This window comes from Leadbetterella byssophila DSM 17132, from assembly GCF_000166395.1.
Lineage (GTDB): Bacteria > Bacteroidota > Bacteroidia > Cytophagales > Spirosomataceae > Leadbetterella > Leadbetterella byssophila.
On record NC_014655.1, the window covers coordinates 3638345 to 3658449 of the forward strand.

The 20105-nt window shown below is 40.9% G+C and carries 21 protein-coding genes, 1 pseudogene and 1 riboswitch; of the genes and pseudogenes, 7 read left to right on the forward strand and 15 right to left on the reverse strand.

What is annotated here, in order from left to right; genetic code table 11:
* Nucleotides 1-53: 53 nt before the first annotated feature.
* A riboswitch (SAM riboswitch) is annotated at nucleotides 54-161 on the forward strand.
* 72 nt (nucleotides 162-233) lie between these two features.
* The gene (locus tag LBYS_RS16190) at nucleotides 234-1253 is read left to right on the forward strand and encodes a homoserine O-acetyltransferase family protein (RefSeq protein ID WP_013409926.1); all 1020 of its coding nucleotides are present in this window, start codon (nucleotides 234-236) and stop codon (nucleotides 1251-1253) included.
* Here LBYS_RS16190 and LBYS_RS16195 read toward each other — a convergent pair.
* Nucleotides 1228-2208: a GlxA family transcriptional regulator gene (locus LBYS_RS16195; RefSeq protein ID WP_013409927.1), complete on the reverse strand. Its 981-nt coding sequence runs from the start codon at nucleotides 2206-2208 to the stop codon at nucleotides 1228-1230. The genes LBYS_RS16190 and LBYS_RS16195 overlap by 26 nt on opposite strands.
* A gap of 108 nt (nucleotides 2209-2316) precedes the next feature.
* On the opposite strand from LBYS_RS16195, the gene LBYS_RS16200 reads away from it, so the two are divergent.
* Nucleotides 2317-2823 carry an SRPBCC family protein gene (locus LBYS_RS16200; RefSeq protein WP_013409928.1) on the forward strand — a complete coding sequence of 169 codons (507 nt, stop codon included), beginning with the start codon at nucleotides 2317-2319 and terminating at the stop codon, nucleotides 2821-2823.
* A gap of 73 nt (nucleotides 2824-2896) precedes the next feature.
* Nucleotides 2897-5278, forward strand: a complete 2382-nt coding sequence (locus LBYS_RS16205; RefSeq protein WP_013409929.1) for a glycoside hydrolase family 95 protein — start codon at nucleotides 2897-2899, stop codon at nucleotides 5276-5278.
* Here the strand turns inward: LBYS_RS16205 and LBYS_RS16210 are convergent.
* From LBYS_RS16210 to LBYS_RS16230, 5 genes are read right to left on the reverse strand one after another with little or no spacing between them, the layout of a single operon-like run.
* On the reverse strand, nucleotides 5240-6619 hold the full coding sequence (locus tag LBYS_RS16210) for a high affinity choline transporter 1 (RefSeq protein ID WP_013409930.1): 1380 nt from the start codon (nucleotides 6617-6619) through the stop codon (nucleotides 5240-5242). The two genes, LBYS_RS16205 and LBYS_RS16210, sit on opposite strands and share 39 nt — an antisense overlap.
* Nucleotides 6620-6650: 31 nt before the next feature.
* Complete coding sequence (locus tag LBYS_RS16215; protein ID WP_013409931.1) at nucleotides 6651-8513, reverse strand: TonB-dependent receptor; 1863 nt, start codon at nucleotides 8511-8513, stop codon at nucleotides 6651-6653.
* Between the two features lie 4 nt (nucleotides 8514-8517).
* On the reverse strand, nucleotides 8518-9273 hold the full coding sequence (locus LBYS_RS16220; RefSeq protein ID WP_013409932.1) for a FixH family protein: 756 nt from the start codon (nucleotides 9271-9273) through the stop codon (nucleotides 8518-8520).
* Between the two features lie 39 nt (nucleotides 9274-9312).
* Nucleotides 9313-9690 carry a hypothetical protein gene (locus LBYS_RS18485; protein ID WP_013409933.1) on the reverse strand — a complete coding sequence of 126 codons (378 nt, stop codon included), beginning with the start codon at nucleotides 9688-9690 and terminating at the stop codon, nucleotides 9313-9315.
* Nucleotides 9691-9699: 9 nt separating this feature from the next.
* Nucleotides 9700-10119 (reverse strand): SRPBCC family protein, encoded by a 420-nt coding sequence (locus tag LBYS_RS16230; RefSeq protein WP_013409934.1) that lies wholly within the window; start codon nucleotides 10117-10119, stop codon nucleotides 9700-9702.
* A 249-nt stretch (nucleotides 10120-10368) separates the two neighbouring features.
* Here LBYS_RS16230 and LBYS_RS16235 point away from each other — a divergent pair, with 249 nt between their 5' ends.
* Entirely contained in the window at nucleotides 10369-12081 is a 1713-nt protein-coding gene (locus LBYS_RS16235; protein ID WP_148225835.1) for a BamA/TamA family outer membrane protein, read from the forward strand.
* Between the two features lie 25 nt (nucleotides 12082-12106).
* On the opposite strand, the gene LBYS_RS16240 is transcribed toward LBYS_RS16235, so the two are convergent.
* Nucleotides 12107-13303: a DUF8457 domain-containing protein gene (locus LBYS_RS16240; protein WP_013409936.1), complete on the reverse strand. Its 1197-nt coding sequence runs from the start codon at nucleotides 13301-13303 to the stop codon at nucleotides 12107-12109.
* Nucleotides 13304-13389: 86 nt separating this feature from the next.
* Between LBYS_RS16240 and LBYS_RS16245 the strand changes: the two genes are divergently transcribed.
* From LBYS_RS16245 to LBYS_RS19335, 3 genes are read left to right on the forward strand one after another with little or no spacing between them, the layout of a single operon-like run.
* A complete protein-coding gene (locus LBYS_RS16245; RefSeq protein ID WP_013409937.1) occupies nucleotides 13390-13986 on the forward strand; it encodes a thymidine kinase in 597 nt (198 codons plus the stop codon).
* The gene (locus LBYS_RS16250) at nucleotides 13979-14422 is read left to right on the forward strand and encodes a DMT family transporter (protein WP_013409938.1); all 444 of its coding nucleotides are present in this window, start codon (nucleotides 13979-13981) and stop codon (nucleotides 14420-14422) included. Before LBYS_RS16245 ends, LBYS_RS16250 begins: the two co-directional genes overlap by 8 nt.
* 3 nt (nucleotides 14423-14425) lie before the next feature.
* Complete coding sequence (locus LBYS_RS19335; RefSeq protein WP_013409939.1) at nucleotides 14426-14572, forward strand: hypothetical protein; 147 nt, start codon at nucleotides 14426-14428, stop codon at nucleotides 14570-14572.
* On the opposite strand, the pseudogene LBYS_RS16255 reads toward LBYS_RS19335, so the two are convergent.
* From LBYS_RS16255 to LBYS_RS16290, 8 genes and pseudogenes are all read right to left on the reverse strand, one after another.
* A pseudogene (locus tag LBYS_RS16255) lies at nucleotides 14553-14757 on the reverse strand (helix-turn-helix domain-containing protein). The gene LBYS_RS19335 and the pseudogene LBYS_RS16255 sit on opposite strands and share 20 nt — an antisense overlap.
* Nucleotides 14758-14823: 66 nt before the next feature.
* The gene (locus LBYS_RS16260; RefSeq protein ID WP_013409940.1) at nucleotides 14824-15276 is read right to left on the reverse strand and encodes a hypothetical protein; all 453 of its coding nucleotides are present in this window, start codon (nucleotides 15274-15276) and stop codon (nucleotides 14824-14826) included.
* Nucleotides 15277-15369: 93 nt separating this feature from the next.
* Entirely contained in the window at nucleotides 15370-15570 is a 201-nt protein-coding gene (locus LBYS_RS16265; RefSeq protein ID WP_013409941.1) for a CsbD family protein, read from the reverse strand.
* 51 nt (nucleotides 15571-15621) lie between these two features.
* Nucleotides 15622-16572, reverse strand: a complete 951-nt coding sequence (locus LBYS_RS16270; protein ID WP_013409942.1) for an ABC transporter permease — start codon at nucleotides 16570-16572, stop codon at nucleotides 15622-15624.
* Complete coding sequence (locus LBYS_RS16275; protein ID WP_013409943.1) at nucleotides 16569-17492, reverse strand: ABC transporter ATP-binding protein; 924 nt, start codon at nucleotides 17490-17492, stop codon at nucleotides 16569-16571. Before LBYS_RS16275 ends, LBYS_RS16270 begins: the two co-directional genes overlap by 4 nt.
* A 4-nt stretch (nucleotides 17493-17496) precedes the next feature.
* Nucleotides 17497-18312, reverse strand: coding sequence for a COG1470 family protein (locus tag LBYS_RS16280; protein ID WP_013409944.1), 816 nt, complete (start codon nucleotides 18310-18312; stop codon nucleotides 17497-17499).
* A 119-nt stretch (nucleotides 18313-18431) separates the two neighbouring features.
* Nucleotides 18432-19322 (reverse strand): polysaccharide deacetylase family protein, encoded by an 891-nt coding sequence (locus LBYS_RS16285; protein ID WP_013409945.1) that lies wholly within the window; start codon nucleotides 19320-19322, stop codon nucleotides 18432-18434.
* Nucleotides 19319-19969, reverse strand: coding sequence for an SGNH/GDSL hydrolase family protein (locus tag LBYS_RS16290; protein WP_013409946.1), 651 nt, complete (start codon nucleotides 19967-19969; stop codon nucleotides 19319-19321). The genes LBYS_RS16285 and LBYS_RS16290 overlap by 4 nt, the downstream gene beginning before the upstream one ends.
* Between the last annotated feature and the right edge of the window lie 136 nt (nucleotides 19970-20105).

Genomic DNA, 20105 nt, shown 5'->3' on the forward strand with positions numbered 1-20105 from the left:
TCTGAAAATCATCTACATTTGTAGGGTCAATACATTCCTTCCTAAGAATTATTGATTTATAAAGATGGGCGGAGAGAATAGGCTCTATGAAACCCGGGCAACCAAACGAGCTCTCGTAAAGGTGCCAATACCTACCTGCCAGTGTGCAGGAATGATAAACCAATAATGTGATTTAAATCCCTTTTGGTTAAGAGCGGAGCATCCGTTCACTTAATGTTAACTAGTATTTTGGAATGGTAAAAAACCACCTGTTTAAATGTAGTACGCCCTTTCACCTGGAAAATGGGGAATGGCTTCAAGAATTTGAATTGTCCTACACCACTTACGGTGACTTAAATGAAGACAAATCCAATGTAGTTTGGGTCTGTCATGCCTTCACCGGAAATGCCAATCCGTCTGATTGGTGGAATGGCTTAATAGGGGATAGGAGATTATTTAATCCCTCTGAGCATTTTATTATTTGCGTGAATGTTCCAGGTTCACATTATGGTTCAACCAATGCTTTAAGCATTAATCCTTTAACCGGTCAACCTTATTTCCATACCTTTCCTTTGATCACTATTCGAGATGTAGTGAATGCATTTGAGCTACTTAGAAAGGAATTGGGCATTGAGAAGATTAATTTTTTGTTAGGAGGCTCTTTAGGAGGTCAACAAGCATCAGAATGGGCCGTGTCTTATCCGGAAGTGGTGGAAAATCTCATCTTGTTTTCTACTAATGCTATTCATTCGCCTTGGGGTATTGCCTTTAACGAAACCCAAAGAATGGCTATTGAGGCTGATCCTACTTGGGAAACTAGTACGCCTGATGCAGGAAGAGAAGGGATGAAGGTAGCTAGAGCCATAGCCTTATTGTCTTACAGAAATTATTATACCTACAATAGAACCCAAAGTAGGGACGAAGGACAAATCGACTTCTTCCGTGCTAGTACTTACCAAACCTATCAGGGTGAGAAATTGGTCCGTAGGTTCAATGCTTATTCCTATTGGACACTTACTAAAATGTTTGACTCACACGATGTGAGTAGAGGAAGAGGTTCATTGGAGCAGGCCTTGTCAAGAATAGAAGCGAAAACCTTGGTAATTGGTATAACCACAGATATTCTTTTCCCTCCGGAAGAGCAAAGGATCCTGGCGAAGTTCATTCCGGGGGCTACTTATAAAGAGATTGACTCTACCTATGGTCATGATGGATTCCTTATAGAATTTGAGACCATGGCTAAAGAGATCAAAGCATGGATGCAGGACTACTGAGAAAATACTTTTCTCTATAGGCTTTAGGCGTAAGTCCGGTCAGGTTTTTGAATAATTCCCTAAAACTTTTTAGATCCTGGTAACCGGAAGATAACATAATGTCTAAGATGTCGCGGTCAGTAGTCTCTAGCAGGTGTTTGGCCGCTTCAATCTTAATTTTCTGCATGTACCTGATAGGGGTCATGCCTGTAGCATTTTTGAACCTTCTTACCATATTCCTTCTACTGGAGGGGATTTGATCTAAGGCCTCTTCTACATGTTTAAGTTCGCTGTATCTTTGATGTATGGTTTCTTGGACCTGTCTTACTAATTTATCGTCTTTGGAGAGAGAAGGCGTGAATTTCTCGAAATGTAACTGGGTCTGTCTATCCAGATCTATAGCAAAGTTCTTGGCCAGTCGGATGCCATATTCCTTACTTGTCAACTCTTGAATTAAGAATATCAGCATATGAAATGTGCTGGTGGCACCTCCACTGGTGTATAAATGATGCTCCACGGTAAAGATAGCATGTGGCAGAAGCTCCACTTCCGGGAATATGGATTGCAGGGCGTCACAGGCTTCTACGTGTGTGGTGGCTTTCTTACCGTTAAGTATACCTGCGGCGGCAAGTAGAAAGGTACCTGTGCAGCAAGAGGCAACCCTTATGCCGTTTTGATAAGCTTTTATCAGCCAGGGTATAAAAACTGCATTCTTCTGCAGATGATCTTGAATATTGTGATCTCTAAATGCAGGAACGATGATAATGCCTTCTTCTATTTCAGATTGCTCGAAAGTAGAATAGGGAAGGTGTTTGAATGGGGTTTGGAGTCCTTCATTTATTCCTATTAAATGTAGATCAAAAGTTAGCGTATGTCCATCTTCCGATAAGTATGCGTTAACGGTGTCAAATACGTCTACTATAGCTGCTAAGCTTAGAAGTCGGTGATTTTCAGTGTATAGTATATAAACGTTCATGCGCCAAAGGTAATAATTTGTCTGAATTGCCCCTATAATTTGGCAGTATTTACCTCCTAATGTAAGGTGGCATTCCAGTATTTTTGGATTAAAACAATTCAACCCATTATGAAAAAGTTTCTTCTCATTATTGTTGCCCTAATAGCCCTTCTACTGCTTGTTGCAGCCTTCTTGCCTAAAGATTTTATGAGTGAAAGATCAGTGGTTATTAACAGACCCTCTCATGAGATCTATGAGTATGTTAAGTATGTACAAAATCAAGATCATTATGGTGTTTGGAACTTGAGTGATCCTGAAATGAAAAGAACTACGGAAGGTGTAGATGGCACCGTTGGTTTCAAATATTCATGGGATGGAAAGAAGGTGGGAAAGGGTTCCATGACCATTACTGAACTCGTAGAAGGGAAGTCCATTGTTAGCTTATTGGATTTCGGATTTGGTGAACCTGCAAAGTCACACATGATCTTGGATCCAATAGATGCAAACAGTACCAAAGTAACCTGGGGTCTGAGTGGTAGATCTCCTTGGCCTTTGAATCTAATGTCCCTGTTCTTTGATGTGGGTAAGGATTTTGAAGAGGGACTACAGAACCTAAAAGGAATTTTAGAGAAATAATTCCACTATTCTAAAGGGCAAGGCTTAGTAGATATGAGTAAAATTCATCTTATTTGCGTATCTATTAAGCCTTATGAGAAAATTAATCCTCTTTTTATTTGTTTGTATAAGCGCTTCAGCGCAAAAATCGGATAATTCCTTATTGTTTTACGCCCCTGCTAGGCATTTTACAGAAAGCCTACCATTAGGTAACGGTAGACTGGGAGCCATGGTCTTCGGTCAAACCGCTAAAGAACGCATAGCACTGAACGAGATCTCCCTTTGGTCTGGAGGCCCTCAGGATGCAGATAGAGAGGAAGCATACAAATCACTCAAACCTATTCAACAGCTTCTACTTGAAGGAAAGAACAAGGAAGCCCAGACTCTACTTGAGAAGGAGTTCATTGCCAAAGGTAGAGGATCCGGATTCGGTCGGGGAGCGAAAGACCCCTACGGGAGTTATCAAACTCTTGGAGATTTATTCTTAGAGTGGAAAGACGGAGAAGTAAGCAACTACAAGCGTTGGCTAGATCTAGATAATGCTTTAGCTACTACCCAATTTACACGGAATGGAATTCAGATCACTGAAGAGGTGTTTACTGATTTTAAGAATGATTTGATTTGGGTAAGATTACGTTCTTCTAAGGCGAAAGGGCTCTATTTGAAGGTAGGTTTAAGTCGTGAAGAGAACGCCCAGGTACAGGCAGATTCCAAAGAGATCAAATTGTGGGGCCAACTACCAGCAGGCTCTGAACCTGGGATGAAGTTTGCCGCAATTCTACAGGAAGCACATGTAGATGGAAAAGTTGAAGTGGAAGGAAACACATGGAATATTGTAGGGGCAAGTGAGGTGATTCTTCAGATTTCTGCAGCTACAAATTACCACGAAGGTAAACTTATAGAGGAAGACGTTACCCAAAAAGCCAGAAAGTACTTCCAAAAGGGATTAACCTATTCTGCAGCTTTCAAGTCCAGTCTTGAAAAGTTTCAATCCTACTTTCATAGGAGTGAATTACAGCTAAAAGGTCAAGATAAGCTCGCTCATCTTAGTACTCCGGACAGATTGAAAAGACTAGCAGAAGGAAAGTCAGATCTGGATTTATACGCTCTTTATTATCACTATGGTAGATATTTATTAATATGCTCTTCTCGCCCCGGTCTTTTACCTGCTAACCTTCAAGGATTGTGGGCGGTGGAATATCAAGCCCCCTGGAACGGAGATTATCATTTGAATATTAATGTCCAAATGAATTACTGGCCGGCAGAGCTGACCGGTCTAGGTGAGTTAGCAGAGCCTTTGCATAGATTTACGGCTAATCTGGTTAAAAATGGAGAGAAAACGGCAAAAGCTTATTATCAAGCTGAGGGTTGGGTAGCTCACGTCATCAGTAACCCATGGTTCTTTACCTCCCCAGGTGAAGGTGCAGATTGGGGATCCACTTTAACAGGCGGTGCATGGCTGTGTGAACATATCTGGGAACATTATAGATTCACTAAGGATATTGAATTCTTGAGAAAATATTATCCCGTTTTAAAGGGATCCGCACAGTTCTTATCATCCATCTTAATAGAGGAACCAAAAAATGGCTGGTTAGTGACCGCGCCTTCAAATTCGCCTGAACATGCTTATGTATTGCCAGATGGGACTAAAGTGAATACCGCCATGGGCCCAACCATGGACATGCAGATCTGTAGAGAGCTGTTTAATGCTGTCATTCAATCTGCAGAAATTCTAGGTGTAGATAAAGAGTTTCGGGATGAATTGAGCGCGAAAGTAAGGAATTTAGCTCCTAATAGGGTAGGTAAGAATGGAGACCTGAATGAATGGTTAGAAGATTATGAAGATGAAGAAGTACATCATCGTCACGTCTCTCACTTGTATGGTTTACATCCATATGATGAAATAAATGTCTACGATACTCCGGAGCTAGCGGAAGCAGCTAGAAAGACTTTAGAAATACGTGGAGATGCGGGAACGGGATGGAGTATGGCTTGGAAGATCAACTTTTGGGCCAGGCTAAGGGACGGAGATCACTCCTTAAGTTTATTAAATCAACTGCTTAAACCTGCTTTTGAAGAAAAGATAGTGATGAGTGGAGGTGGGTCTTACCCCAATCTATTCTGTGCGCATCCACCTTTCCAGATAGATGGCAACTTTGGTGGAACAGCAGGAATAGCTGAAATGCTTTTACAAAGTGGAGACCACTTCCTTGTACTATTACCTGCCCTTCCCAAAGCCTGGAAAGTAGGAAAAGTCACCGGCCTGCAAGCTAGAGGAGGATTTAAGGTGGATATTGAATGGAAAAACGGTCAAATTTCAACTGCAAATATCAAATCTCAAGTTGGTTCAAGATGTAGACTATATGTACCAAAAGGCTTGAGGTTATACAATAGTAAAGGTCAGGTGATTTCCTTAGATAATGATTGGGCAGAATTCTCAACCCAAGCGGGAGAGACGTATGTTTTGAAGAAATGATCCTAATACCATTCCTATTATACTGGCAGCTAGTCCGTATAATAGGGATGGATATTTTGCCGGATAGAACTCTAAGTAGGTCCAAAGTATTATACCAAAGATCATGGAGAGTATTGCTCCCCAGTTACTGGCCTTCTTCCAGTAGAGACCGGCTGTTAAGGGCACAAAGAGTGAAACAAGGCTAAAGGCTGAAGAATCTGCAACTAACTCAAAAATGTTAGTTTTTTGAAGGGCCAAAAAAGTACTTACCAGTGCAATGCCCAAAACGGAGAATCGCATGGTTTGCAATAGACCTTTGTCATTTAGTTTCTTGAAAGGTTGAATCAGGTTTTCTGCTAATACAGTGGCTGGTGCCAGAATAGCTCCTGAACAGGTGCTGAGAATAGCAGATAATAGGGCACCAAAGGTTATAATCTGAAATCCTATACCCATGTGTGACATCACCACTTCGGGAATGATCATTTGTTTATCTTCTACATTTGGATAGAGCATGTGCGCACATAGAGCTATCATTAAGGGAAGGAGAGCTACGGTAAAATACATCAGTCCGGAAAGTAAAGAGCCTTTTACTGCAACAGATTCTGACTTGGCTGCCATTACCCTTTGGAACACATCTTGTTGAGGAATAGAACCCCAACCAATGGTAATCCAAGCCGCGAAATAAATGATCCAATTCTCCCAGCTGTTTTCCTTCGGAATTATTCTCCAAAAATCCGGTGGTACGTGGCTATTGATCTTTTCCCATCCACCTACTGCCCCCCACAATTCCCCAAATAGGATAAGTAAACCAATGATAATGATGACCGTCTGAATGGTGTCAGTAATACTCACTGACCACATTCCACCATAGTATGTATAGATAACCACAACTAAAGCACAGATGATTACGCCATAGGTAAAGGGTATATCCGCCAGTGATTGTAGAATAAAAGCCATAGCTACGAGTTGGGCGGCTATCCAACTAAAATAAGAAGGAATCACTAAAATGGCTGAAATAAACTCGGAGGTCTTGCCAAACCTAAGTTTGAAGTAGTCACTAAAGGTGAGCAACTTCATGCGGTAAAGGGGTTTGGCATAGAAAAGTCCTACAAATATCAAACAAGCTGCGGCACCTAAGGGGTCTTCAATAACCCCCAAGACCCCATGTTCTACAAATTCTCCTGTAGCACCCATCATGGTTTCAGATCCAAACCAGGTGGCAAATAGTCCGCAACTTACCATAAAGGTGGGTAATTTCTTACCGGCAACGGCGAAGTCGCTAGCAGATTTTACTCTCCTAGCCGCTAAAGCACCTACGAAAACAGTTGCCAGGAGATATAGTATTACAAAGCTTAAGACCATTTCTTGATTTTTTCCTCCCGAAAATACACAGCTAAAAGCTCCAAGCTACATTTATGATCAAGTTTCTTCCCATTCTGGGTAATTTGTTCCAGTCGGAAAAGGTAGTATAGTACTGATCCATCAGGTTCTCTCCTCTCAGTTTTATCTGCCAATCCTTGCTCTTGTATAAGATTTCGGTATGGAATATCGAGTACGAGGGGATTTCATGGGTAGAGCGTGCTCCTTCCATTTCGGCCTTCATAAGCCACCTATTCTTGGCATATGAGAGGGATGAACTGTAGGAGAGGGGTGGAGTGAAAGGTAGCGTTCCATAATCTTTTCCGTAGGTGTATTGAAATAGGGCTTTCAAATCCCAGTACCATTCTGAAAGAAAGGGGATTCCAAGAGAAGCATTTGATCTGTAAAGTAAAGCATAGTCTAGTGGAGCATAAATTTTTACCCCTTGAGCTCCCAGGGTCATGGGGCTTAAATTTTCTTTGACCTGACCTAATATATAGTTATTTAGGTGGAAAAACTGATTATCCCACTTTAGTTGATAGTGGGGTTTACTTAAGGCTTGCGCCAATTCAATGGAATAACTATTTTCCTTAGGTAGATCTGGATTTCCTATGTAGTCATAGCCGTCATTGCTATTGAATAAGTAAAATCCGTAAGCTTCGGATACGCTTGGTGCTCTCTCTTTGTAGCTGAGAGAAAATTGGAAATGGTAGGGGTTGCCCTCATAACTGATGCCCCAAGTGGTATTAGTCAGGAATCTTGATTGGGATGAAGAAGCTTCTGGGAAGAAGATATAAAGACCTTCAAAATCTTTCATCATTTTTTGTTGATTCACTGAAAGTGAAAGATTAGCATTTAGGTACAAGTGCTTCTGCAAGTATACTTTGTCGTCCAGACTTAGACTCCATTCTGAGGTATTTATTCCCGGCCAAGTATACATGAACATATCCTTTTCTCCCGGGCTTTTCATGGTCATTTCGGCGAGGGAATAGTTGGTATGAAAATGCACCAGTCCCTTGAACGAATGTGCCTTTTTCACTCCGTTCAGGGAGGAATAGATGCCTGAGGTTTTTGACCACCCGGGCATATCCATTCTGATGGGCACATTTGGCCTTTGGCTATCGTCCATGATATGAGTGATTCTATTGTGGTAAATTCTGGTTTTCCAATCTAGAAATACGGGGTGGAAATGATGTTTATTAAACTGAAAGCTACCGATAAATGCCTCTGCTTTTGCTACATCCATGGGCAGGGAAGGGTAGCCTATATTTTGAGCCAGATCATAGATCATGGAAACTTCATAGGCATGATGTTTGGCCGGTTGGAAACCTATATTTAATCCTCCATTTATTTTTGAAAATTGAGAATAAAGTATCTCCCTTTTATTACCGGCCTTATAGTTCTCTGCATTTCTCCATGTGATATCGCCATCTATATAGAAATGTTCACTTGATTTGGAGGATTGGATGCCTAAGGACTTGTGTTTATTGTTTGTTTCAAATCCACTCAAGATGGTTGTTTTTAAATTAGAAGGGGCAAATTGAGATTTTCTTCTGATAAGATCCATCCCGCCTGAAGTAGAGGGGCCATTTCCGGAATGTATATCTACTTTTTGCAGATTGGTAACTTCCATGTAGGAAGTTACCGGATCCATTTTATCTGTGCATGCAGAATAAATCATCATTCCATCTAAAGTAATCCTGCTACGTTCTGAGCTCATTCCGTTAAGAAAGGGCTCCGCTGCATAAACCCCTCTTTTAAGAAGGGAAACTGTGCCTGATTTTTGAAGATGGTCTTCTATAGTCTCCAAAGATCTGCCTTTGATCTTAATCTCAGGCAAAATCTTAGAGGTGCTGTCATTTTGAAAAAGACAGATCCAGAGCAATAGGATTTTCATTGGATTAGAACTCTAATTCAAAAAAGATTTGGTCTTTAACCGTCTCGCCTTGTTCATTTAGAAGCACTACATTCAGTTTCCAATACCCCGTCATGGTCAAGTTGAGAAGTCCTTGGTACAGGCCTTGTCCTTTGCTAAGGAGGTCTTGATTATTAGGAGAGCTATGATTTCCCATACCCGGCATTCGAGGATCCAGTAAGATCATACAGTTATTCACTGGTACAAAGTGATGGGAGTCTTTCATCTGGTAGAGATAAGCAGAGATGGTCTGGCTACCTACCTTAGGTTTATTCGGTTCTGCCATGGCCAAAACATACCTTGAATCATCTGTCCCCATAAAAGACTGAACAACCCTTTTTGAGGATTCTTTTACTTCAATTCTCTTCGTAATCCCTAAGGCTTCTAAGGTCCAGAACTCCATTTCATTACTTGCCATTTGGAAGATAATAAACCCTTTAAACTTTCCTTTATCTGTTTTTTCAAAGGTGGAAACCGGAGAGGAATGGCTCATCATCTGCATTTGCATGGAAGGTACCACTTTGAATTCAGGAAGATCTATGAATTGGCCTGATTTGTCCTTTATATGGACCTCTATAGGATTATAGCCCGTTTTCCAGGAACTATCCGTAATGAAGAATTCAACAGTGTATAAGTCGTTTTCTAGCGTGGTAATAGGTCTTTTGACCTCATTTGGTGTAATATCAGAGCTAGAGCATGCCCATAGAGACATACCCCATAAAAATATGAGTAATTTTTTCACGATGATAGAGTTTAAGTTTAACAAAAAGTGAGAGGATTGTTAAACAAACTCTGGAGGTTCAGAAAGGTTTAAAAATAAGGTGTAGCAATACAGATCCTGAGTGTAGGGACAAAGCTTTATCTCTTTTTCAGGAAGGATGGGGGCAGGGAAGGTAAAGGAGACTTGTTGGTTTAAGAATACATGATCCAACTGCAACTGAAGGAGTACTTGTGAGGTTTTTTCCTTTTCCTTCTCTTTTAGGATTTTTGACAATTCACATTTTCCGTCACAGTGTAACTCCGGCCTGTCTTTGTTGATACAAAACAGTTCCACGAATACCTCTTGATTCACGCTGTACAAAGTATATAGCAGACTATTCTTCATGAGGCAAAGCAACATCACAAAGACCAGCAGTATTTTACCTATAGACTTGCTCATGGTGCAAATTTAACCCTTAGAAGCAATACTTTCAGCGTATGAGGTGAAATTATTTAGTATGGCTTGCCAACCGGCCCTTTGTAATTCTAAAGAGTTTTGGCCTTCCGGATCAAAGGACACTTTTATTAAGGTTCCGGTTTCTTCCTCTATAAACTGGGTGTCTACTTGTCGGCCATCTTCCATGGTATACGTAAATCCTTCAAGAGGGTAAACCGTATCATACACGGCTTCAAAATCAAATCCAAAACTACCGTCCTTGGCTTCCATTCTGGCTGAGTATTTGCCTCCTGGTCTCAGGTCATTTTGTGCACTGGGGCAATGCCAGTTGGGACTAGCAAAGTTCCAATTTACTATATGCTCCGGATTGGTATAAAATTCCCAAACTTCTTTGGTGGAGACGTTTACGAAAGATTGAATATCAATTTTCATTATTTAGTGAGGAGGGTTGATCGTAAATTAAAATTAAGCTTTCCCTTAGTCTAAGGCAAGATATTTTAATAAAAAATATCATTTTCAGGGGATATTTTGGATATTTAAATTCCAATAATAAGTTCATGCCCTTTGACTAAATCTTTACTGATTATCGGCTTTTGTTTCCTTTGCTTTACCCTGAGGGGGCAGGATAATCTTTCGCAAGCCGAGAAAGACAGTATAAGGTATACCCGTATCAAAGAGCGGATGTACAAGAAGAAAATCACCCGTGAACTTTATCAGCTCTTTTTCCGGGATGTTTATAATCAAAGGAAATCCAAAGGATCAGAAGTAACAAAGGTGGAAAGTAATCCATTTGACGCGGTGAGAGGCAAGACTATCCGTGAGATCTATGTCAAGCAATTGGATGTGATGGGAGCTTCTGTATATGATACTTCAAGGACTGGAAATAAGTTGCAAAGGTTTATGAGTGATCATCTACATATCAATACCCAAGAAAAGACGCTCCGGAAAAACATGCTCCTTTTTAAGGAAGGGGATAAGATAGATCCCCTTTTAATGAAAGAGAACGAGAGGATTTTGCGCCAAAGTACAGTCTTGCTAGATGCACGATTAGTTCCCATCAATGAAGATGAGGAAGGGGTTGATGTGATGGTTATTGTACAGGACGTTTGGCCTATACTGCCGGAAGGTAGTTTTAGTGGGTTGGATAATTTTGGTGTTGGATTTACTAATCAAAACGTAAAAGGGTGGACCCACAGTAGTACGAACATCGTGCGGTGGAGGGGTAGAGATACTTTGCAGCGATTGGGTTTTCGATCTATCTATACGGTTCCTTACATAAAGAGATCTTATATTTCCGGCCAGGCGGGTTTTATTTGGGAGAGGGATTTAAAGCATCAGTACTTGAAATTTGAAAAGCCTTTCGTAACGGTGGAAACCAAGTATGCCGGATCCTTTGATATGGGATTTCACGAGGTCAGAGAATACAAGAAGAAGACGGATAATCTGGATAGTACACTTATATATCCGGTACAAAGAGCCTATCTGGATATGTGGGGAGGTAGGGCCTTTAAACTAGGCAAATCTGATGAGAATCAAACCAAAAGGCTTGTTTTTGCTAGTAGATTCTACAGTTACGCCTACTTGAAAAGGCCGGAGGTTTCAGCAGATTCCAATAGGGCGTATTGGAACCAAACTAATTTACTTTTTAGTGTGGGATTCTCCAACAGGAACTATAGAAGAGACGTATTGATCTTTGGTTTCGGTAGAACGGAAGACGTGCCTATAGGTAGCATGGTAACTGCCACAGTGGGGAGAAGTAGGACCGAATTTGGTACCAGAGGATATGCGGGAATTAGGATGTCCAAAGGAGGTTATTTACCTAGACAGTATGGATATCTCTATGGATTAGTGGATATGGGAAGCTTTCTAAAAGCTGGAGAGCCTCACCAGGGCGTGCTTAATGTATCTGCGAATTATTTTACCCCTTTGATGCGCTTGGGTTTAAGTCAAGTGAGGCAGTTTATGAATCTACGGTATACCAAAGGATTTAATCGTGATCCTTTGGAATATATAAATCTTACGGATAAATACGGTATCAGGGGAGTTAACTCTGACCGATTGATAGGTAAGAAGAGATTGAACCTGGGTTTGGAAACGGTTCTATTTACTCCTGGAAGTTTTCTAGGTTTTAGGGGAGCTCACTTTGCCTATGTTGATCTAGGTTTGATTTCTGATGCAGGAAAAGTGTGGCGGGGACCCTTGTATCATGCCTATGGTTTAGGTATCCGCTTGAGAAATGAGCATTTGACCTTTAATACCATTGAACTTCGATTGTCCTATTATCCAAATGTGCCTGCACTAAGTAGTCCTTTTCGTGTAGGAGTAAGTGGTGCCACCAGTTTGCAATTGATGGACTTTGATATTTCGGCACCTGACATCGTGCCATTGAGATGAAAAAAGGTTGCCTTTTGGGCAACCTTTAGGATAATCTTCTTTTTACCAATTGGAAGAATTCTATACTTTCATCCGAATCGGATTTCCAATTGTAAGTATTTGCGAATTTCGCTTCTAAAGCCGCCTTGGCAACTTCATAATTTGAACTTTCTTCTACCAGATTTAAGGCAGCTTCAAAGTCTTGGAGATTACCTCCGAAGAGACCGTTTAAGAAGGCAAATCTTTGGTTAAGGCTTAAACTTCCTTTCAGAGAATCAATTTTGCTTCTCTGCTGAAGGTCTGATAATGAATTGCCTTCATTAGTACTCATTTTATCGTTTAGCGTAGGGACGTTGTCAAATATGCTCGTTTTTGAAACGGTTACCCTTTCTACGATTCTATGGGTTTCAGCTGGAGTTTCTATTACCACGTGTACCGGTGTCTCCACAACTGGCGGAGCTGCTATAGTGGTAGTCTCTACCTCTATGATCTGCTCTACTTTTTGAGTTTCCTGAACTTTGCTTTTTTGAACTATACGTTCAAAAGGCGAGATTTCAGGTTCCTGGAAATTTGCAGTTGGTTTAGGAGGATTAGCCACTAGTCGCTCAAAGAAGGAAAGGTTGTCATTTTCCGGTTCTGCAGGTGGAGGCGTGAATCCGGCCTCCTGGGCAATAGCATCTATTTCCTCCTCTAGATTTTCTGTATGAGTTTGCAACAGAATCTTTACTCGTTCTAAAGCGTGATTGGCGTATATGAAATCTTCCTCAATATGATTCTGAAGTTCACGTAGAATCCAGTCGTACTTTTTGAAGAAAACTACATTCTTATTGATCCATTCTTGTGTCAACTTGAAATCAGGCAGATTTCTGAAATCAGCTATGAAGAACGCCTCAGGGCGCATGTAAAGCTCTAGGGTTTTCTTAACCGCTGATTCTAAAAGTGGAGCGAAGTTTTCTTTGTTAACCAGAATATATCTGGACAAGGTATTTTTAAAGTCTAAGAAGGATTTCTGAACCTCTTCCGCTTGAAAGTCAAAATATTGACTTTTAAACTTTTGGGTTTCTTCTTCCCAGCGCAAAAAGATCTCCCTAAGGATAAAGTAATTCACTTGAGGGATAGCGGTAGAGCTGACGATGTCCTCTCCACTGATTTGTTCATAGTTTTGAAAGCACTTCTCCAGGTTTTTATGGGTGAAAGCCGTAGAAATTTTTTCAATGTCGGTGGTATTCCACTTGTTGGCCATTGGTAAATTCTGTTTTTTTGTAAAAAAATCCTTCGGTCAAATTTAATAACTTGTCCGGATATTATACTAACGAAATAATTTAGAGAATGTTTATAGAACCGGGCACCCGGCATACAAAAGATAGAGGAACAGGTTGGATAGAGGTGATTTCAGGTTCCATGTTCTCCGGAAAAACGGAGGAATTAATTCGTAGGTTAAACCGAGCAAGGATAGCGAACTTGAATGTGGAGATCTTCAAGCCGGGTATAGACGTTCGGTATGACGAAGAAGATATTGTCTCGCACAATAAGAATTCCATTCGTTCTACTCCGGTGAATATGGCGGAAGAAATTCTATTGTACTCCGGCAGCTGTGATGTAGTGGGCATTGATGAAGCCCAATTCTTTGACGATGCCTTAGTTGATGTAGTTAATAAGTTGGCAGATGCCGGCAAAAGAGTGATTTTGGCCGGATTAGATATGGACTCTAATGGTGTACCCTTTGGCCCTATGCCGCACTTGATGGCAGTGGCAGAGTATGTTACCAAAGTTCATGCAATTTGTGTAAATTGTGGGGAAATTGCCCATTATTCCTTCCGGAAATCAGCCTCTGAGTCTCAGATTTTATTAGGTGAGCACGATGTTTATGAGGCCAGATGCCGTTCCTGTTATCTGGAAGGACAAAAGATTCAAAAGAATGAGTAAGAACCTTTGGATGTTATTTACCTTGCTGGCAGGGGCGTTGCTCCCCATTCAAGCGGCATTGAATACTCGCTTAGGCAAGGTAGCACAAAATCCTGTATGGGGTTCAGCCTTTTCTTTCCTAGTAGGTAGTATCGTTTTACTTTGTTATCTTTTGGTTACTAGGCAAAATGCAGCCTGGTCTGCCCTTAAAGCTTCACCTGCCTATTTTTGGATGGGTGGGCTAATCGGAGCTTACTATGTTACCTTATTGGTGTTTGCATTTCCTAGATTAGGACCGGGATTGACTTTTGGTCTTGTGGTAGCAGGTCAAATGATTATTTCTTTGGTTCTGGAACATAATAATTGGCTGGTGCAGGAGCAAACCCCGGTGAATTTTATGCGTATTTTAGGGGTGGTTCTCATCATTGCGGGTGTGATTATACTAAGAAGATTCTAAGTCATGAAAAAGTCCTTCTTTAAAGCCTTGAATAAGATCAATAAGTTAGTTCTGCCGAAATTAAGTAAGAAAGATCCTGCCCAACTATCGAAGTTCGAGCAGGCGATAGTAGCATATAGATATTATGTGCTTATTCAGTCTCTGGACTAGACTCCAATATATCCCCGGGTTGACATTCCAATGCCTTGCATATGGCTTCCAAAATGCTGAAGCGGACGGCTTTTGCTTTTCAAGATGGAAAGATTAAATAAAGTTATGTCTACATTTTCTGAAAGCTCATTTAGGGACATCTTCCTTGTCGTCATCATCACATCAAGATTTACTATAATAGACATACTTAAATGGTTCTCGTCTTGAATTTCGATACCCTTTCTGAGGATTTGTGCCACAATGATTCCCAACTAAATCCATACGCCCGCTCCATCCAGATACACCAGGGCTAAATTAGGTATGACTGCATTTTGAGTCTCTAACCATGCCCCATATTGGTGTCCAAAGCAGCAAACTACTCCAATCCCCTTGATACCTTTGCCACGGCCAAAATTGATTTTACAAGAGATACAGAAAAAGGTTGATTCAGTCTGCCTTGTAAGAAGACATGAAGTAAGATATAAAATTAAACAAGTGGACAGAGCCATAAAGGCCGTAAAGGAAGAATAGTGAGGTCTGCTGTATAGTTTCAGATCTAAGAGTTCCCACATCGGAGGCGAATCATAGGGCAAGAAGAAACTGGTGTAAACGGTATTGAAAATCACATTTCTTGCTTGAATGCATAACCCTATGAAGAGGATGGAGGTTAAGAAGACGGAGGAATGAGGCAGGTTTCCTATTACTTGTTGGTTGCTTTCCCACAAGTAATAAATATTTGTTAAAAACCAATAAATAATAACTGAAAAGGGTAAAATATTGCCCGAAAAATAGAAAAAGCCCGAAAATCGGGCTTTTTATTATTTGAATTTTAATTCTTCAATAAACTTGTTGATGTTCTCTTTTGTCTCTCCGGTTTTCTTCTGAATCCGTCCCAGGAGCTCATCTTCCTTTCCTTCTTCGTAGAGAAGTTCGTCATCAGTGAGGTCTGCCCACTTTTGCTTTAGATTTCCTTTGATGAGATTCCAATTTCCTTTCAACTTATCATTTAGTGTGCTCATGTATTATATAGTTATGTGAGTTTATATAACGAAGAGCACAGGTATTTTATTCTATGCTTTGATCTCTTTGCGCATGAAAAGGTAGTAGGCTAAAGCAAACCAAAGGGTGGTTCCAGCCAGTAATCCTGTGACCTGAGGCCATACGGCTAACAGACTATTCATGAAAGATAATGGCGCTGGAATGGCACCCGACATCTGTTCCATTGATATGGCACTTACGCTCCTTACACTAGGTAGCAGTAGAGTTGTTGCCGCATCATTATACAAATGGCCAGGGTCTAGACGTAAGAAATTAATAATGACTTGTTGGTAGGAAACGATCTCTTCCGGCATAAGGTAGCCTTTTGGTACTAGTGCTGCAGCTACTGCATTAACCAGCATTTTATAGATGATGGTTAGAAACAACCAAATTCCTATGCACACCAAAGCGGAGGTAGCTACATTTTTGAAGTATACTGAGCTGCATATGGCCAGTCCTAACCAGAAGCTGATATAAACCAAATTCAGTAAGGTAAAGGCAAGTATTCTTAATACTTCTGCAGGTTCTGGGAGGACACCAGTATAGAAAATTCCAGCGCCCATCATTATTAAACTGATGCTAAAGAAAAGCACCGCCAGAACCTGAATAGCACCAAAGAACTTTGCCAGGAGCAAATGGTCCCTATACACAGGTTGAGCCATGATCCGAATGAGTGTTCTTTTATTCCACTCTCCGTTAATGGCATCAAAACCCATGGCAATGCCCAATAGTGGTCCTAGGAAATTAAGGAATACATGGAAGGTAGGGAGGGTACCATCTGATAAGGAGAACAGTTTTAGGATGACAAAGTTCGCATCATTTTCTACCGGAACATCTTTTATTCTAGTTAGGGCCAGGTATAAGGTGCCGGCAAAAATGAGGATCAATAACCCTAAAAGTATTAAGAATCTCCTACTTTTGATATGGTCAGTCATTTCTTTGTTGACCATTACCTGTAGGGGAGAGGTAGTTTGCGCTATCATTTTCTCTTCTCAAAATATTGGTGGTAAATTTCATCCAATCCTTGTTCCTCCTGTGAAACTCCCGTGATTGACAGATTTCCTTGGACACAAACTTTGACCAGTTCATGACAGATATTTTCTGCACATTCAATCAGGAGTACGTTTTCACGGGCTTGTACACTTGATACCGCCGGGATAGATTTTAAAGCTTCAATCAGCTCAGGTGCTGCCGGCTGTAGGGATTGAATTTTTACTTGTATAGCGTCTGATCCAAATAATTGCTTTCTCAATTCTCTCAAATCCCCTGAAGCCAAAAGTTTCCCTTTGACGAAGATACCCACGCGGTCACACACTTGCTGTACTTGGTGTAAATGATGAGAAGAGAGAAGAATGGTCTTTCCATGTTCTTTACTCAGCTTTCTGATCATTTGTAAGAAATCTCTAACACCTTCGGGGTCTATTCCTAAGGTAGGTTCATCCATGATGATCACCTCCGGATCACGTACCAATACGTCAGCAAGTCCCAGTCGCTGTTTCATACCTCTAGAGAAGGTAGAGGTTTTCTTGTCTTTGTCCTCTTGTAGGCCTACCCATGCTAAGGCTTCTTCCATCTTTGAGGTGGACTGCCCGTTTAGGTTAGCAATGTACCTTAGGTTTTCTAATGCGGTCATATCGTCATAGAATCCTAAGGAGTCAGGCATATAGGCCACTTTCTTCTTCACCTCTATGGGTTCATGCGTAGGGTTAAGGTCACATACCCTCACCTTACCTGAGGTAGGTTCCACAAGTCCTAGCATCATCAGAATGGTAGTGGTTTTACCCGCACCATTAGGTCCTAAAAGGCCAAAGACTTCGCCTTGATGGATTTTTAGACTAAGCTCATCTACTGCTTTTACTGAACCGTAGTGTTTGCTCAATCCGTTCAGCTCAATTCGTACCATGAGTTTATCTTCTTCCGTACTTTTTGATTAGTCTGTAAACAATGCCAAATGCTCCCAAAATAACTAAAATGCCTAACCATCCAGATAAGATGGAAGTCTTCACAGTAATTCTGAAGTTAGCACTTGCCGTGGAATAATTGGTTCTGGCAGAAATGGTGGTTTGATAGTCACCGGCAATGGCCTTTTCAGCAGCAGACAGTTGGAGTTTTACTTCCACTGTTTTTCCCGGTTCTAGCTTTTCTATTTTAGCGGGTTCAAAGGTGGCCTGCCAGCGACTAGGAGTGGTTGAACTCAGCTCAATGTTTTCCTGAGGAAGTGTACCGGTATTGCTCACGGTAACTACGATCTGTTTTGTTCTACCTTCAGTGATATTTTCGCTTAGTCTGCCGTCAGGAGTGCTGATTTGCAGATCATAATGCCCTTTTACCACAGCTTCTAAGGTCAAGTCGAGGGTTTTGTCTCCGCTGATGGCTTTCACTGGAATAGTATACTTACCTGGTTTTGCGATAGGGGACGCATGGATTTCTAACTCCAGATCTCGTGCTTTGTCCTTAGTTACTTCTACCGCAGTTACCTGGCTACCTTCTGTGCGGAAGATGCTGCTCCAACCGGCAGGTAATTCTGCTTGTAATTCGTAAACTATGTCCTTACCATCCGCAGGTTTGATGTTGAGGTAAAAACGGAAGGGATTTTTTAAATCAGACTCTAGGTTGATGAGTCGGGCGGAAAAAGGTGTATCCGCGAATGAAGTTTGAACTTGTAAAATTAGGGAAAGTAATACGACCCAAAAGAAGGCCTTTTTTTGTTGTCCTGCTAACATAAGATTAATAAAAGTTAATTCATTAATAAAACAATAGCAATAGAATTCTTAAGGTTTTAGCTTTTTTACAAATTTAAAATACAGGGGATTTTCAATCCAAATTTTGTCTAAGAAAAAGCCTACTTTTCGTAGGCTTCCTTAACAAAACGGGGGATTTCAGGTTCTTTCAAGCTGGTTTTTTGTTTGGTACTTATTCTCCAGCGGTGGAGCCATGAAAATCCTCCGGGTACGATTACCGTATCCGGTTTTTGGTAGATGGGATGACTTAGCGCTTTATCTACTGAAATAAATTGGTAACCTCTATCCTTTAATGCTTGCAAGATTGTGGAAAGGTACTTGGCATTTAAAGGGTTAGCATGAACTAGGAAAATATGCGCGGCACTGCCTTCATGGATTTCGGCAGTAAGCTTTTCCAGATAGGCTACATTGTCTAAGGTATAATTGATATAGGCCTTAGCTATTTCTTCTTTTCTATTGCTTTTTACGTAGGCATGGTTAAAATACCAGTCGCTACCGTCAAGTGTTACGGGTACAGCTTGTAAACTCATGCCTTGTAATGCCGCTTCTAATCCATACCTTTTTAGGCTATCATTCCCGGTTTGTAGATAGGGATGTCTGAAATATCTCATTTCCTGCCCATTGTACTTTTTCTGTAATTCAGCGGAATATTGTTGGCCTGCTTTAATGTCCTCGATATAGTCCTCCAGGGGAGATTCTGTTAAGGACATGTGCGAGAAGGTATGATTTCCCAGTTCATGGCCTTTTTCCAGCCAGGCTTGCAATACTTTCGTGCCTTTGTCCTTTTGGTCTAAAACAAACTTATCATTGACAAATCCTACCGCTTTGATTCCAAACTTATCAAAGGCCTGCAAGATACCTTCTGAATAAATGGAGGCACTATCGTAATTGCCAACAAAGGGTAAATCATCCATGGTAAAGGCTACATACTTCTGTGCCCGGGCAGTAAGGGTAACTGCAAATGCAAACCCCAGTAAAACCAATTTTTTCATTTAAAAAGTGTTTTAATCATGAGATCCGCCACAAAGGTGTTCCCTTTCTCGTTTAGGTGAACACGGTCAGTAGTAAGTATGCCCTTCTCCGCGTTCTCGGGATTGTTTTTTAAGCTGTATTCTAAGAATGCTTTTCTAAGGTCTATGCATTCTAATTGTTCAGACTTAGCCAGGTCTCTGATCAGTTTGGAATAATGGTTCAAGTCTCCGTCTTGTGGGTTTGAAGCATCATGTCTTTCACCTATCACCGCAGGAGTTGCAAGAACTACTTTAATGTTTTTGGCTTTCAGGTCCTTGATGATTTTGGTATAGAATTTCACGAATTTATCAGGGTCAGTTCCTGTGCCGTGAGAGGTCTTATGCCATACATCATTCACCCCTATGTAGATCACCACTACATTAGGCTTTAAGGCCAGCATTTCATCCATTCTTAGGTAAAGGTCATAGACTTTATTTCCTCCGATTCCCGCACCTATGGCTTCGTATTTTCCGGGATGGTTTTTGGCTATATACTCCTGGATTTGATGTACATAACCTTTAGGCTGTACTCCCATTTGCGTTATGGAATCTCCAAAGAAAACGATCTTTATAGGATCTGGTGATTTGAAGGATAGCAGGGCTAGTGTAAATAGGAATAGGTATTTCATTTTAAGGTTTTTTATTGCAATATAAATGTCAATATGAGAAATCGGGCTTGAAACTTTTATTTAACGCTTAAAAATACTTTCCTTTGTAAAATATTTCGTGCTTTAACTAAGTTATTAACCCAAGTAAAAAACTGAC